Annotated in this window: 11 protein-coding genes; 7 read left to right on the top strand and 4 right to left on the bottom strand. The window is 71.8% G+C overall.

What is annotated here, in order from left to right:
* Positions 1-37: 37 nt before the first annotated feature.
* Positions 38-1,783 (bottom strand): hypothetical protein, encoded by a 1,746-nt coding sequence (locus ORI60_RS31470; protein WP_266041633.1) that lies wholly within the window; start codon positions 1,781-1,783, stop codon positions 38-40.
* Positions 1,784-2,002: 219 nt separating this feature from the next.
* Here ORI60_RS31470 and ORI60_RS31465 point away from each other — a divergent pair, with 219 nt between their 5' ends.
* From ORI60_RS31465 to ORI60_RS31440, 6 genes are read left to right on the top strand one after another with little or no spacing between them, the layout of a single operon-like run.
* On the top strand, positions 2,003-2,725 hold the full coding sequence (locus ORI60_RS31465; protein WP_266041632.1) for a nuclear transport factor 2 family protein: 723 nt from the start codon (positions 2,003-2,005) through the stop codon (positions 2,723-2,725).
* A 36-nt stretch (positions 2,726-2,761) separates the two neighbouring features.
* The gene (locus tag ORI60_RS31460; RefSeq protein ID WP_266041631.1) at positions 2,762-4,258 is read left to right on the top strand and encodes a vanadium-dependent haloperoxidase; all 1,497 of its coding nucleotides are present in this window, start codon (positions 2,762-2,764) and stop codon (positions 4,256-4,258) included.
* Positions 4,259-4,318: 60 nt separating this feature from the next.
* A complete protein-coding gene (locus ORI60_RS31455) occupies positions 4,319-5,284 on the top strand; it encodes an enediyne biosynthesis protein UnbU (RefSeq protein ID WP_266041630.1) in 966 nt (321 codons plus the stop codon).
* Positions 5,281-10,686, top strand: a complete 5,406-nt coding sequence (locus ORI60_RS31450; protein ID WP_266041629.1) for a type I polyketide synthase — start codon at positions 5,281-5,283, stop codon at positions 10,684-10,686. Before ORI60_RS31455 ends, ORI60_RS31450 begins: the two co-directional genes overlap by 4 nt.
* On the top strand, positions 10,679-11,095 hold the full coding sequence (locus tag ORI60_RS31445; RefSeq protein ID WP_266041628.1) for an acyl-CoA thioesterase: 417 nt from the start codon (positions 10,679-10,681) through the stop codon (positions 11,093-11,095). Before ORI60_RS31450 ends, ORI60_RS31445 begins: the two co-directional genes overlap by 8 nt.
* Positions 11,096-11,128: 33 nt before the next feature.
* On the top strand, positions 11,129-11,872 hold the full coding sequence (locus ORI60_RS31440; protein WP_266041627.1) for an SRPBCC family protein: 744 nt from the start codon (positions 11,129-11,131) through the stop codon (positions 11,870-11,872).
* A 10-nt stretch (positions 11,873-11,882) separates the two neighbouring features.
* Here ORI60_RS31440 and ORI60_RS31435 read toward each other — a convergent pair whose 3' ends face one another.
* From ORI60_RS31435 to ORI60_RS31425, 3 genes are all read right to left on the bottom strand, one after another.
* Positions 11,883-12,488 carry a winged helix-turn-helix domain-containing protein gene (locus ORI60_RS31435; RefSeq protein WP_266041626.1) on the bottom strand — a complete coding sequence of 202 codons (606 nt, stop codon included), beginning with the start codon at positions 12,486-12,488 and terminating at the stop codon, positions 11,883-11,885.
* A gap of 110 nt (positions 12,489-12,598) precedes the next feature.
* Complete coding sequence (locus tag ORI60_RS31430) at positions 12,599-13,084, bottom strand: DoxX family protein (RefSeq protein ID WP_266041625.1); 486 nt, start codon at positions 13,082-13,084, stop codon at positions 12,599-12,601.
* Positions 13,085-13,196: 112 nt separating this feature from the next.
* Positions 13,197-13,622 carry an ester cyclase gene (locus ORI60_RS31425; RefSeq protein ID WP_266041624.1) on the bottom strand — a complete coding sequence of 142 codons (426 nt, stop codon included), beginning with the start codon at positions 13,620-13,622 and terminating at the stop codon, positions 13,197-13,199.
* A 151-nt stretch (positions 13,623-13,773) separates the two neighbouring features.
* Here ORI60_RS31425 and ORI60_RS31420 point away from each other — a divergent pair, with 151 nt between their 5' ends.
* Positions 13,774-14,625, top strand: a complete 852-nt coding sequence (locus tag ORI60_RS31420; protein WP_266041623.1) for an SRPBCC family protein — start codon at positions 13,774-13,776, stop codon at positions 14,623-14,625.

The raw sequence follows: 14,625 nt of genomic DNA, 5'->3' as shown, positions 1-14,625 counted from the left end.
GGGTGCGGGCCACCCGACCGGGTGGGCTTCACATGCGTCATCTGCGCCGGGTGTCGACCGGGCTGCGCACCGGCCCCATGCTCCAGGGGGCGGGACCGGGTTCAGTCTCGAGTGGACGGTCGAAGTCGCCTGCCAGGTCGGCGATCGGTGAGCCGGGAGCCCACACGTTCTCGGCGAGCCAGTACTCGACGGTGCGGTACGTGCGGGTGAACACCACCAGGGAGCCGTCCCGCGACGGCACCGGGTAGCGGACCGAGGGGCCGGCGGCGGAGAGCACGCGGCCCAGGCCGTCGGGCTGCTGCTCGTGCAGCTCCTCGGCTCCCGACGCCACGAGCGAGCACAGCAGGGTGCCGTCGGGCAGCAGGTGCGGGTTGTTGCGCTCGACGTAGTCGGGCCCCGCGAGCGTCGTGATCTCGCCGGTGTCCAGGTCCTTGCGGTAGAAGCCCCACGTCCAGTCGCCACCCCGGGTCGACATGAACACCACGCCGCGCCCGTCCGGGGTCCACGACGGAGCCTCGTCCCACCACGGGTCCTCGGTCAGCCTGTGCACCTCACCCGTGCGCACGTCCAGCACGCACAGGTCGGCCTCGAACGGCTCGGTGTCGGACTTGAAGACCAGCCTCGTGCTGTCCGGGGACCAGTCGAGCGGACCGTGCATCCCCTTGAGCCGGTCCATTCCCCGTGTCCACACGCGACTCACGCCCTCGGCGAGGTCGTAGGTCGCGATCTCCCACCGCGGCCGCGCGGCGTGCCGGGACAGGTGGGCGATCGAGCGGCCGTCCGGAGACCAGGCGGGGAAGGCCGCCTCACCGAGCGGGAGCAGCCGGGGCGGCCCGCCGGCGAGGTCGCGGATCTTCACCACAGAACGCCCGGAGTCCTCGGCCGCGTACACGAGCCTGGTGCCGTCCGGGCTCAGCGATCCGTACCGGGGCTGCTCGTCGGCGCCGACGAGCTGGTGCACGCCTCCGGTGCGGCGGTCCAGCACCCAGATGCCGACACCGCGGTCCACGAGCCGGTGGAAGAAGAGGTTCTGGCCGTCGGCGGTCCAGTTGGGCCACCGGTCGTCGGCGGCCTCCGTGACGAGCGCCCGGCCGGTGCCGCTGCCGTCGAGCCGCTGCACCCAGATCACCGAACGGCCTTCGAAGCTGCGGGAGAACGCCACGACGGGGTGGGCGCTCGACACCGACGGCTTGTAGTCCCACACGCTGCCGTCGGTGACCTCGACCGGCGGGGAACCGTCGAGCGGCAGCACGGAGATCGCGCCGGCGCCGGTGTCGTAGGAGTGGCAGACGAGAGCGTGCCCGTCGGGCAGGTAGGAGCAGGCGCCCGCGCGGCCGGGAGTCCTGGTGACCGCGCGGGGCCTGCCTCCCTTCGCGGGGACGACGTAGAAGTGCCGGTGTCCCCACGGGCCGCCGGCGTACGCGATCTGCGTGCCGTCGGGGGACCACTGCGGGTACTCCTCCTCGTGGTCGGCGTAGGTGAGCTGGCTGATCCGGCCGTCGCGGGCCCGGTACAGCCAGATCGCCTTGTGACCGCCCCGCGACGAGGTGAAGGCGAGGCAGCTGGAGTCCGGTGACCACTGCGCCTCGATGTCGTCGCCGGCGCCGCGCGTGCCCTGGTGCCACTGGTCGGTCGCGAGCTCGTAGAACCACAGGTTCAGCGATCCCGCGCGCCGCGACGAGGCCACGAAACGGGTGCCGTCGGGGGAGATCGCGCCGTCGCCCGCGCCCGCGGGGTCCTGGGTCAGGCGGCGCAACCGGAACTCGGGTCCGTGAGAACGCATGGGTGGGAGGTATCCGCTCACGTGTTCTTCCATCGTCTCTCCCCGATTGTCGAATGCGCGCAGACCGACTACTGGGACAGTAAGTTTGATCAGCTCGGACTCCTTCTCATCCCTTGCGGGGAAAGTTCGCGAAATCCAGCAAGGCAGAAGATGGACATGTCCGGCGAGGCTGCTGGAATGACTTCAGAGCAACAGAGGAGAAGTCATCGCACTCTGCGGGTGACTACAACGGACACCGAGGAAGAGCAGTCCGTCGCTACGGTCGGTCGGCTGGCGACGCTATTGATCGGAGAGTTGATTGTGACTGAGATCCAGGATTTCGGCAGGCAGCTGAGCGAATTCGCGCGAGGCCTCCTCGGTTCCTCCGCCGGTTCGGGTGAGGGTGAAGTTTTCGAGTCGGACGCCAACGCCGAGCTCGAGATTCGCGGATTCTTGGCCGACTTGCAGGTGGCCTATTCGCGAGGCGACATCGACTACATTCTCAACACCATCGCCGACGAGTTCACGACCTACGAGCTGGTGGCGGTGAACGGTCGCCCGTTGAAGATCACGGGCCGGGAGAACATGCGGACGTACCTGTCGACGCTGTTCCCCGCGAGCACCGACAGCCAGGTCAAGACGATCTTCGCGACGCAGGCCATCGCGACGCCGACGCTCGGCCTGGTCAACGAGGAGGGCGACGTCATCATCACGCGCGCCGACCACAAGGAGCACCAGCCGCTGTACTCCAGCGCGCTCGCGGTGAAGACGGCCGACGGCTGGAAGTGGCGCCACTGGCACATGTCCGAGGCCGGCCCGCGCTTCCGCGTGAACCTGGGCGGCCAGCCGATCGACGACAACGGCCGCGTGATCCCCGGCGCCCGCGTCGTGATCGAGAACGGCCTGGGCCGCGTCGTCGTCGACGGCCAGACCGATGGCGGCGGCACTGCTCCGCGCGACTAGGACCGTTCGCCGCGAACGGCCAGATAGGACGAGAACATGAGTCCACCTGTCGATCGGTCGACCAAGTCCGACGCGGACGCGCTGCCGGTGATGCACGTGAGCAACGGCGAGGAGAACCTCTACCCGAACTACCTCGGCAACTACAGCAAGGGGTTGTCGCACAACGAGTTCGGCGAGGTCGACCCCGTCGTCTACCGGCAGTACCTCAGGGCTCTTCTCAGTGAGAACCCCGACGAGATCGACCGCATCCCCCTCGCCGAGGGGCGGCCGCTGACGAACCCGCAGGCCGGGCTCGCGGTCGACGCCGTCGGCCCTCCGAGCCACGCGATGACGATTCCGCCCGCGCCGAGGATGGACTCGGCCGAGCTGTCCGCGGAGGCGACCGAGCTGTACTGGATGGCGCTGTGCAGGGACGTTCCGTTCACCAGGTTCGCGGACGACCGCCTGGTCGCGGCGGCGGCCGACGACCTGAGCAGGTTGTCGGACTACCGCGCGGCCAAGCGGGACGGCCGGGTGGAGCCGGACCTCGTGTTCCGCGGCGACACGCCGGGGGACCACGCGGGTCCGTACATCTCCCAGTTCTTCTACCGGCCCGTCCAGTTCGGCACCTACCGGACCGAGCAGCGTCAGGACACGGTGCGGCCCAACCACGACTACGCCACCACGTTCGAGACGTACCTGCGGCTGCAGAACGGGTGGAACCGGTCGCTGGCGGCGTCTGACCGCGACCAGGCCAACCGCCGGTACCTGGCCACGCCGAGGGACCTGACGCACTGGGTGCACTACGACGCGGGCCCCACGCCGGCACAGGCGTTCATCAACGCCGCGCTGATCATGCACTACGACAACGTGCCGACGGACGCGGGAAACCCGTACGTCGACTCGAAGACGCAGCTCGGGTTCAGCACGTTCGGCATCCCGCACCTGCTGTCGCTGGTGACCGAGGTGGCGAACCGGGCGCTGCGCGCGGCGTGGTTCCAGAAGTGGTACGTGCACCGGCGGCTGCGGCCGGAGGCGTTCTGCGCCAGGGTGCACAACCGGATCACGGGCACGCGGGAGTACGGGTTCCTCGACCGCGAGGTGCTCGACTCGGACGCGGTGGACCGGGTGTTCAGCAAGTTCGGTTCCTACCTGCTGCCCCAGGCGTTCCCCGAGGGATCGCCGACGCACCCGTCCTACGCCGCCGGTCACGCCACCGCGGCGGGAGCCTGCGCGACGATCCTGAAGGCCTGGCACGAGGAGACGGCGATCATGCCGGATCCCGTGCAGGCCAACGACAGCGGCACGGAACTGGTGCCGTACACCGGCGCCGACGCGGACCGGCTGACCGTCGGCGGTGAGCTGAACAAGCTCGCCGCCAACATCGGAGTCGGCCGCAACATGGCGGGGGTTCACTGGCGGTCCGACTTCGTCCAGTCGGCGAAGCTGGGCGAGAGTCTGGCGATCGAGCTGCTCCGTGAACAGAAGTCGTGGTTCAACGAGAGGCACCGCTTCTCGGTCACCCGTTTCGACGGCACCACGGTGACCATCTGATCCCGCCGCCGCCCTCCTCTTCCCTCCCTGCAGCCCCACTCCCCGGACGGTGACCTCGCGATGACCACGACGCCCGCTGACACCACCCGACCGTCGCCGAGCCACCGGCTCGCGGCCCGGCCGCCGGACAAGCGGCTCATGGCGTTGCGCCGCTTCGCCATGTCGATCACGGCGTTCAACGTCATCGGTCACCTGGTCCTCGGTTTCGAGCAGTCGCCGATCACCCCGATCACGACGGTCCTCGTGGCCTACGCCGTCGACCTGCTGCTCGAGACCGTGGACGCGCGCGCCCACGGCCGCACGCCCGGCTACGCGGGCGGCTGGCTCGCACTGCTCAACTTCCTGCTGCCGAGCCACATCGGCGGCCTCGCCGTGGCGATGCTGTTGTACGGCAACACGTCGCTGTGGCCCTACATCTTCGCGGTGACCGCCGGAATCAGCACCAAGTACGTGTTGCGGCTGCGCGTGCGCGGGCGGAAACGGCATTTCCTCAACCCCTCCAACGCGGGCATCGCGCTCACGCTGGTGCTGTTTCCGTGGGTGGGCATCGCGCCGCCGTACCACTTCACCAACGAGCCCACCGGTGCCATCGACTGGATCCTGCCGCTGGCCATCCTCGGCGCGGGCACGATGATCAACGCCAAGCTGACCGGCAGGCTGCCCCTGATCCTGGGCTGGGCCGGAGGGTTCGCCGCCCAGGCGGTGCTGAGGTGGGCGATCTTCGACCACGCGCTGCTGGCGGCGCTGCTGCCGATGACGGGGCTGGCCTTCGTGATCTTCACCAACTACATGATCACCGACCCCGGCAGCACCCCCCAGGGCAAGCGGAACCAGGTGCTGTTCGGTCTGGCCACCGCGTTCACCTACGGCGTGCTCGTGCTCGGCGGAGTGGTGTTCGGCTTCTTCTTCGCCCTGGTGATCGTCTGCATCCTGCGCGGAGCCGTGCTGCTGGTGGCGGAACTGCGCTCGGCCTCGGCGGAGCGCGCGACGGGAAGGGCCTCGCTCGCGGGCGTTGATGGGCGGTGAGCACCCCCAGGATCGCCATCGTCGGCATGGCCTGCCGGTACCCGGACGCCTCGACCCCCGAGGAGCTGTGGCAGACGGTGCTCGGCCGCAGGCGCGCGTTCCGCGCCATCCCGCCGGAGAGGCTGGACCTGGCCGACTACGGCGGCGGACCGTCCGAAGTGGACAAGACGGTCGCGCGCCGGGCGGCCGTGCTGCGCAACTGGTCGTTCGACCGGGCCGGGTTCCGCGTTCCCGGAGCGCTGTACCGCGCGGTGGACCCGACGCACTGGCTCGCTCTCGACACCGCGCGTGCGGCCCTCGACGACGCCGGTGTCCCCGGTGGCGAGGGCGTCGACCGCGACCGAGCCGGCGTCTTCATCGGCAACTCGCTGGCGGGCGAGTTCAGCCGCGCCTCGCTGCTGCGGCTGCGCTGGCCGTCGCTGCGGCACGTCGTAGGTGCGGCACTGGAGGAGTCCGGAGTCGCGGGCGACACCGCCGCCAGGGTCCTCGCCACGGCCGAACGCGTGCTGAAGGAACCGTTCCCCGCGCCCGACGACGAGATGCTCGCGGGCGGGCTCAGCAACACGATCGCCGGCCGGGTGTGCAACCACTTCGACTTCCACGGAGCCGGCTACACCGTCGACGGTGCGTGCTCGTCGAGCCTGCTCGCGGTGATCACCGCGAGCGAGGCGCTGGCCCGCGGCGAGCTCTCGTTCGCGCTCGCGGGCGGCGTGGACCTCTCGCTGGACCCGTTCGAGCTGATCGGGTTCGCGCGGGTGGGCGCGCTGGCGTCCGGTGAGATGCGGGTCTACGACGCGAGTCCCACCGGGTTCCTGCCGGGGGAGGGCTGCGGGATCGTCGCGCTGATGCGCGCCGAGGACGCCGAGGCGCGGGGACTGCGGATCTACGCGCACCTCGTCGGCTGGGGCATGTCCTCCGACGGTGCCGGCGGCGTCACGCGACCGGCCGTCGGCGGGCAGACGAGGGCGTTGCGCCGGGCCTACGCGCGGGCGGGCCTCCTGCCCGCGGCGGCCGGGTTGGTCGAGGGCCACGGCACGGGCACCGCGGTGGGGGACCAGGTCGAGCTCGAGGCGCTGCTGTCGGTGCGGGGCTTCGGCTCGCCCGTCGCCGCGCTCGGCAGCGTCAAGGCCAACATCGGTCACACCAAGGCGGCGGCCGGTGTCGCGGGACTGATCAAGGCGGCACTCGCCGTGTCGCACCGCGTGATCCCGCCGATGACCGGGGTGCGCGAACCGCACCCCCTGCTCGCCGGACCGTCGGCCGGTCTGCGGTTGCCCGGCGAGCCCGAGCCGTGGACGCACCGCAACCCGGTCGCGGGCGTGTCCTCGGCGGGGTTCGGTGGCATCAACACCCACGTGGTGCTCGACGCCGGGGTGCGCACCGCAGTGACGAGGAGGGCGCCGCGCAGGCTGGTGCCGGCGGCCCCGGAGCCCGTCACGACCCTGCCGGACTCCGCCCGCCACTGGTCGGCGCCGCTGCCCGAGTGGGAGCCGTTCCTCATCACCGCGGGCGACCTCGCCGAGCTCGACGGGCGGCTCGGCGCGGTGAGCGAACGGTGCACGGCCATGAGCGAGGCCGAGCTGCACGACCTCGCGGCGACGCTGACGGCGCGGCACGACCCGCGCGCCGCTGTGCGCTGCGTGCTCGTGGCCGCCGATCCCGCCGGGCTCGCCGCGGCCGCCACCGCCGCGCGCAAGCGGTTGCCGGGATGGGACACGAACCTGCTGGTCGACGAGACCGCGGGAGTGGTGGTCGGACGTGGTCCGGGTGCCCGTGTCGGCCTCCTGCTGCCGGGACAGGCCGCACCCGTGCGGGCCGCGCTCGGCCTGCCGGGTCGCCTGCTGCCGCACCCGCCGTCCACTCCGGACGGTCTGGTGGACGGCGCCGCGGACACCGCGATCGCCCAGCCCGCCGTGGTGTGGCAGTCCCTGGCCGGCCTGGCGTGGCTGCGGCACCTCGGGTGTCACCCGGTCGCGGCACTCGGGCACAGCCTCGGTGAGCTGACCGCACTGGCCTGGGCGGGCGTGCTGACCGAGGAGCAGGTCCTCGACCTGGCCGCGCGCCGCGGCCGGTTGATGGCGGAGCACGGCGCCCGCGGCACCGGGATGATCTCGGTGGCGGCGTCGGCGGACGTGGCGCTCGACCTCGCGGAGAGCACGGAGGCGGTGCTGGCGGCCGAGAACGGGCCGCAGGCCGTGGTGCTCGCGGGACCGAGCGCGGCGCTCGACGTCGTGGCCGTGCGGGCGGCGGCGGCAGGCGTCCGCGTGGCGAAGTTGCCGGTGTCGCACGGTTTCCACAGCTCGGCCATGTCGGCCGTGGCCGGACCGTGGCGCGAGTGCCTCGGCGAAGTGCCGATGGCCGCGCCCGACAAACCCGTCTTCTCCACGGTGACCGGCACGCGGCTCGGCCCGTTCGACGACATCGCGGCGTTGCTCGTCGAGCAGCTGACCGAGCCGGTGCGGTTCCTGGAAGCCGTCCGCGAGCTCGCCGCGAGGTGCGACCTGCTGGTGGAGGCGGGGCCCGGCACGATGCTCGCCACCCTGGCGGCACCGGCGGGAGTTCCCGCGGTGAGCCTCGACTGCGGCGGTTCCGCCCGGCGCACTGCGTTCGCCTCGGCGGCCCTCTTCGCCTCCGCGACGGCCAAGCCCCGGGCGTGGTTCGGTGACCGCGCGCACCGGCTGGTCGACCTGGACACCCCGCTCGAGTTCCTGGCCAACCCGTGCGAGTCGTTGCCCAAGAACGGGGTGCGGCCTCAGGTGGTGGCGACGGTGGACGTACCCGAGGTGCCGGCCTCACCGGTCGCGACGGGCACGGACCTGCTCACGGCCGTCCGCGAGTACCTGGCCGACGAGCTGGAGCTGCCGGTCTCGGCGATCACCGACGACACGATGTTGCTGTCCGACCTGCACGTCAACTCGCTGCAGGTGGTGCGCCTGGTCAGCGAGATCGCCGCGCGGCACGGCCGGCAGCTGGTGCTGGACGAGTCGCTCGACGGCGTCACCGTGGGCGGCTTGGCGCGGCGGCTGGGGGAGCTGCCGGAGGACGGCCCCGACGGTCAGGCGGAGCTCGGCGGGGTGCGCCCCTGGGTAGGGCTGTTCAGCCACCACTGGGCGCCCCTCGGGCCCTCGCTCGAGCGTCCCGCCGCCCACGACCCGGCGGAGCTGGTGGTGGAACTGCCCGGCACCGCCGGCACGGGGGAGATCGCGCGGCTGCTGCGCGAGATCGCCGGGAGCGCGCCGCGGCGGTTGCTCGTGACGCACAGCGGACACCCGGCCGCGGCGGCGGTGGGCAGGGCGGTCTCGGCCGAGCTCCCCGGCTGCCCCGTGACCGTGCTGGACGTGCCGCCTGGGGAGAGCGCGCCGGCCGTGACCAGGGCGGCCTCCGTCACGCCGGCCTCCGGGTACGCGGAGCTCCGCGTGCGCGGGGGAGTGGTCGAAAGGCTGGTGACACGGCCGCACGCCGGCTCGCCGGGATCGGTGGCGTTGCCGCTCGGACCGGGAGACGTGTGCCTGGTGAGCGGCGGGGCCACCGGCATCACCGCGCGCTGCGCCGCCGCGCTCGCGGAGCAGACGGGTGCACAGCTCGTCGTGCTGGGCAGGCGACCCGCCGACGACCCGGACGTGGCCGAGGCGGTGGCGGCGCTCGGTGCCGACTACCTCAGCTGCGACCTGACCGACCCGGCGGCCGTGCGGGCGGCGGTGCGCGAGGCCGCCCGGTTCGGCCCGGTGCGCGGCCTGCTGCACGGCGCGGGGGTCAACCGGCCGCGCCGGCTCGCCGAGGTGGGCGAGGAGGGCCTCGCCGCCACGGTCTCGCCGAAGGTGGACGGCCTGCGGGCGTTGCTCTCGGCGGTCGAGGACGTGGTGCCGGGCGAGGAGCTGCGGCTGGTGGTCGCCTTCGGGTCGATCATCGGCAGGCAGGGCCTCGCCGGGCAGTCCGAGTACTGCGTGGCGAACGACTGGATGCGCGTCGAGCTGGAGCGGTGGGCGAGGCGCAGCCCCCGTTGCCGCACGCACCTGCTCGAGTGGTCGGCGTGGTCCGACGTCGGCATGGCCGACCGGATGCGCGTCACCACGCGACTGAGCAGGCTCGGACTCGCGCTCATCGAACCGGAGCAGGGCGTGACGGCGATGCTCGACGCGCTCACCGACCCGAGCGCGCCGGTCACGCTGCTCGTCGCGGGCCGGTTCCCGTCGTCGCCGACGTTGCGCGTCGAACCGGAACACCAGCCGTCGCCCGCGGGGCTGCGGTTCGCCGAGGAGCTGCGGAGCTGGGTGCCCGGGGTGGAGACGATCGCCGAGGCGACGCTCAACACGGGAACCGACCCCTATCTCTCCGACCACCGGGTGTCCGGGGTGCTGGTGCTGCCCGCGGTGATCGGGGCCGAGGCGATGGCCCAGGCCACCGCGCTCACGACCGGGCCGCGCGGGTCGTGGACGTTCCAGGACCTCCGGCTGCACCGGCCGGTGACCGTGGGCGAGCGGTCCGACCGGGTCATCCGCGTGGCGGCGCTGGCACGGCACGACCGCCAGGTCGACCTGGTCGTGCGCCAGGACGGCGACGGCTTCGGCACCGACCACCTCAGCGCGAGCCTCGTGCCGTCGGCGCCACCGCCCGCCCGCCGGGCAGCGGTCGGCGCCGTGCCCGCCGGTCCTGCCCACCACGCCTACGGATCAGTGCTGTTCCACAGTGGACGGTTCCGGCGGGTGGTGCGGTACGACCTGCTCTCCGCGTTCACCGTCACGGCCTGGGTGCAAGCGCGTGAGGACACCTGGTTTGCCGAGTACCACGGCTCCCGGCTGTTGCTGGGCGATCCGGGCGCGCACGACGCCACCATCCACGCGTTGCTGCCGTGCGTGCCGCACAAGCGGGCGCTGCCGGTGGAGGTGGAGGAGTTCAACGTCTGGCGCAGGCCGAAGGGCATGCTCCTGGTGCACGCGACCGAGACGTGGCATTCGGTGGACGAGTTCCTGTTCGACGTCGACCTCGTGCAACCGGACGGCCTGCCGGTCGCGCGGTGGACCGGGTTGCGGCTGAAGGCGGTGGGGGAGAACGACCTCACCGGTCCGCTGTCGTGGGACCAGACCGGGCCCTGGCTCAGCCGCCGGATGGTCGAGTGCGGCTGGGCGCACCGGATCGAGCTGTGGAGCGACGGCGACGGGCTCGTCGCCGACCGCTCGGCCGGCCTGCACTGGTCGGCGGGGGACGAGGACCCCGGAACCGCGGCGGGCCACGCGCTCGCCCGGCTGGGCGCGTCCGGTCCCGTGGTGTTCGACGAGATCACCGAGGACGGCCTGATGTCCGGGGTCGTCCGCGGGATCCGGGTCGTCGTCGCCAGGCGGGTGACCGGCATCGGGCCCGTGACGGTGGCGCTGGCGTTCGGTGAGGAGCCTGACCATGCCTGAGCACTACGTCCACCGGCACGTGGTGACGCTGGACGAGACGAACCTCGTGGGCAACGTCTACTTCGCGCACTACCTGCGCTGGCAGGGACATTGCCGCGAGCACTTCCTGGCCGACCACGCGCCCGGCGTGCTGCGGCGCCTGACCGCGGGGGAGCTGGCGATGGTCACCGTGTCCTGCCGGATGGACTACTTCGCGGAGTGCTTCGCGCTGGAGGAGATCGAGGTCCTGATGTCCCTGTCCGGCGCCGCGGGCAGCAGGATCGTGATGGACTTCGAGTTCCGCCGCGGCGGGGCGGTGGTCGCGCGGGGCGGGCAGACCGTCGCGTGCATGCGGCGGACGGAGGACGGCGTGGCACCCGTCGAGGTGCCCGCCGAGCTGGCGTCCGCCCTGGCCGCCTACTCAGGCTAGTATGACTATTAGTCATACTAGCGGGGAGGCCGCATGGCTCGTCGGATCGTCAAGGAGGTGGAGGTCGAGGCGCCGTTGGAGCAGGTGTGGCAGGCGATCTCGAGCGGTCCGGGCTTCGCCACCTGGTACGTGCCGCACGCGATCGACCCGACACCGGGTGGCCTGGTGCGCACGGACTTCGGGCCCGCCGGGGTGCGGGAGGGCGTCGTGCTGGACGCCGAACCGCCCCAGCGGCTCGTGTACGGGGGGTTCGGCGAGCCGGAGGACCCGGTGTACTGCTACGAGTTCCTGCTCGCCGCCGCCGGAGGTGGCCACACCGCGTTCCGGTTGGTGCAGAACGGCTTTCTCGACGACGAGGTCTGGGACCAGGAGTACGACGCGCTGGACGCGGGCTGGGACCTCTTCCTGCACAACCTGGTCGTGTCCCAGCGGTGTTTCGCGCGCCTGCCCGCGTCGGTCGCGATGGCCATGGCGCGGTCGGCGTCCGGCGGTGAGTGGGACCGGCTGCTCGCGGCGTTGCGCGTGCCCGCGGGTGTGGCCGTGGGAGACCGGGTCGTGGTCGCCGCGCCGCGGGGCGAGCCGGTCGAGGGCGTGGTCGACTTCCTCAACCCCGGCCGGCACCTCGGCGTCCGGTCGGACCGCGGGTTGCACCGGTTCAGCGCCGAGGGCGTCGAGCTGTGCGGTGTCAGCGTGTACCAGTACCGGTACGGGAGTCCGCCGCTGCGCGAGGACGTCTCCGCGTGCTGGCAGCGGTGGCTGGACGACCGGTTCGCCTGACCCGGGGCGGTCAGTCCGACGGGAGGGTGCGGCGTCGTCCCGGACGGACGCTCGGGTGCACGGCCACGACCATGCGGTGCGGCCGGCCGCCGGGTGCGTTCTCGTCGTGGTACTTGGCCGCCAGCGTCGTCACGGCCGCCGAGAGCTCGGTGGCGAACTGCGTGCGCGCGGCGGCGGAGGCGAAGCGGATCTCGCCGTCCAGGGCGAACGTCGCCACCTTCCTGCCGGCCCGGCGCGAGCCGATCAGCAGCTCGCCCAGGTCGCGCATCAGCTGGGCGGTCACGGCCAGCAGCCAGCCGAGCGAACGGTGGTCCTGGCTGTGCCGGGGGTCGGGCTGGACCTGCTCGAAGACGTCGGGGGAGATCACGTACGAGCTGGACGCCTGCAGGAAGCGCTCGGTGGTGTTGCGGACCCGGCGTTCGGAGACCAGCTGGATCAGGCCGTGCTCCTCGAGCGTCCGCAGGTGGTAGTTGATCTTCTGGCGCGGGATGCCGAGCAGGGGCTCGAGGGTGGTGGCCGACTCCGGGGTGGCCAGCTCGGCCAGCAGCCGCAGGCGGATCGGGTCGAGGGCGATGCGTGCCGTGCTCGCGTCGCGGATGACTTCGATCTCGTTCACGTGCGGCTCCCCACCGGATGATCGGACAACTTCGCCTTTATATACGAACCTGGGTGTGGAAACACGGGAAGCCGCCGCCGGGGGATGACGACGGCTCCCCGCTGTCGGGCTCAGCCGGCGCTGTGAGGGGTGAGCGCCTTGCCGGCCACGACGAGGGCGGCTGCCACCAGCACGATGTCCTTCAACACGTACTGACCGGTCAGCGTGGGGGTGAACGTGTCGGGCTCGAAGAGGAGCCCGGGCATCAGGACCAGGGGCGAGAGGATGCCCGTCAGCGCCACGCCGAGCACGGCGAGCCCGGTCCTGCGCAGCTTTCCGGTGATCAGCGACAGGCCGATGAACGTCTCCACCAGCGCCACGAGCACCACCGCGCCACGACCGGGCACCAGGCCGAACGTCAGCATCTCCACCGTCGTGCCGGCGATGTGCTCCGCCGGGCTCATGCCGGGGAAGAACTTCAGCGCGCCGAAGCCCAGGAACACGAGGCCGAGGCTCAGGCGCAGCAGCCCCACGCTGTGGCGGGTGAGCCAGCGGGAGGCGACATCGGTGGCGCGGGTGGTGACGCGTAAAGGACCTGTGGTGATCGCGATGCTCATGGCGCTCCCCCTGGGGCGGTGTCCGGGTCTGCCTCCAAGGTGACACGAGCAACTATGACTGTCAATACAAAATTATTTGTCCCATCAGAACCGTTGGCGCACAGGGCTTCTGTCAGAAGCCGAGCTGGTCCGCCATGCTCAGCGCGTCGTAGTACACCGTGCAGCTGGCGATCCGCCCGGCGCGGAACCGCAGCACCTCGCAGCCGCGGACGTCGAGGCGGCGTCCGGTGGCGGGGTACACCGTGCCGTCCGGCATGGTGAGCGTGCCCGTGTGCGTGCCGTGGTTGCGGATCTCCGCGACGACCACGTCGCCGTCCTGGTGCAGCGCCATCACCTCCGCCACGGCGTCCGGCAGCCCGGAACGGCTGCGGCGCATCCACTCGCGGAACCCGTCGTGCCCGCGGATCGACTCGCCGGTCGCCATGTCGGCGAGCTCGTAGTCCTCGGCGAGGAGCTCGACCACGCCCTCCACGTCGTTCTTGGTGAAGCGCCGGTACATCGTCCGCGCGACGTGCGCGTTGGCCTGAGGTGTTGTCATGGCGGGGTTCCCGTCTGCCGCACTGCGTTCACCTCCTGGTCTACCGCCGCGGCGCGCACCGTCCTTCTCGCAGGTTGCCGCATCTTCCCCGGTGGTCGAGAAGGCGCCGCCGGCCGACGCAGCATGGAGCTGACGACGGGAGGTGCCAGCGATGGCAGACAAGGTGTTCGTGAAGGCGATGGTGTTCGCCCCCGCGCCCGCGGTGTACCGGGCGATGACGACCGAGCTGTCCCTGTGCACGTGGTTCGCCGAGCACGTCGACGTCCGGCTGGAGGACGGCAGGTTCGACTTCTGGGGAAGGCACACGCCGTTCGGAGACGTGCCGCGGCAGACGAACGTGTCGGTGGAGCCGGGCGGGAAGCTGTGCTTCGACTGGGAGATGGAGGGCACGACCACGGCGGTCGAGATGTCGGTGCGCGGGACCGTCAGCGGCGACACGACCGTGTCGGTCCGGCACGAGCCGGTGCCGTTCTGGGGGTTCGACCGGGCGAGCATGAACGACTTCTGGGGCATCGCGGTCGGCAACCTCGCCAACTTCACCGAGGGGCGGAACCTCGCACCGCGTCCCGACTACACGGTCGCCTGCGAGGAGACCGCTTTCGCGACGATCGTGGTCGACACGAGCCCCGAGGACGTGTTCTCCGTGCTCCTCGACCCGGCCATGATCGACAGGTGGCTGCCCTCGGCCTCGGTCGTGGAGCCGTGGGAGGGCGGGCGTTACGACTTCGGCTGGGACCACGGCCCGGTGGCGGTGGTCGACCTCGACGCGCCGCACCGGCTCGCCTACACCTGGCACAACGAGGGCTGGCCGGACACCCTCGTGAGCTGGGAGGTGGACGAGGAGCCGGGGGAGGGGACGAGGATCAACCTGCGCCACAGCGGTTTCGTCGACGGACGCCCGTCCGACGGCTACCAGCTCGGCTGGCAGAACCTGCTGATCAACCTGCAGCGCATGGTGGAGATCGGCGAACGCTGGCAGGCGCCGCAGTGGCGGCACCGCTGA

This window comes from Lentzea sp. NEAU-D7, from assembly GCF_026242055.1.
Lineage (GTDB): Bacteria > Actinomycetota > Actinomycetes > Mycobacteriales > Pseudonocardiaceae > Lentzea.
The sequence above is the reverse complement of the archived record's forward strand: the minus strand, read 5'-3'. Positions and strand labels throughout refer to the sequence as shown.

Coding starts and splice junctions, on each gene's coding strand:
- ORI60_RS31440 (WP_266041627.1), top strand. CDS start 11,129: ATGGCTCGTCGGATCGTCAAGGAGGTGGAGGTCGAGGCGCCGTTGGAG.
- ORI60_RS31430 (WP_266041625.1), bottom strand. CDS start 13,084: ATGAGCATCGCGATCACCACAGGTCCTTTACGCGTCACCACCCGCGCC.
- ORI60_RS31455 (WP_266041630.1), top strand. CDS start 4,319: ATGACCACGACGCCCGCTGACACCACCCGACCGTCGCCGAGCCACCGG.
- ORI60_RS31445 (WP_266041628.1), top strand. CDS start 10,679: ATGCCTGAGCACTACGTCCACCGGCACGTGGTGACGCTGGACGAGACG.
- ORI60_RS31425 (WP_266041624.1), bottom strand. CDS start 13,622: ATGACAACACCTCAGGCCAACGCGCACGTCGCGCGGACGATGTACCGG.
- ORI60_RS31470 (WP_266041633.1), bottom strand. CDS start 1,783: ATGCGTTCTCACGGACCCGAGTTCCGGTTGCGCCGCCTGACCCAGGAC.
- ORI60_RS31460 (WP_266041631.1), top strand. CDS start 2,762: ATGAGTCCACCTGTCGATCGGTCGACCAAGTCCGACGCGGACGCGCTG.
- ORI60_RS31420 (WP_266041623.1), top strand. CDS start 13,774: ATGGCAGACAAGGTGTTCGTGAAGGCGATGGTGTTCGCCCCCGCGCCC.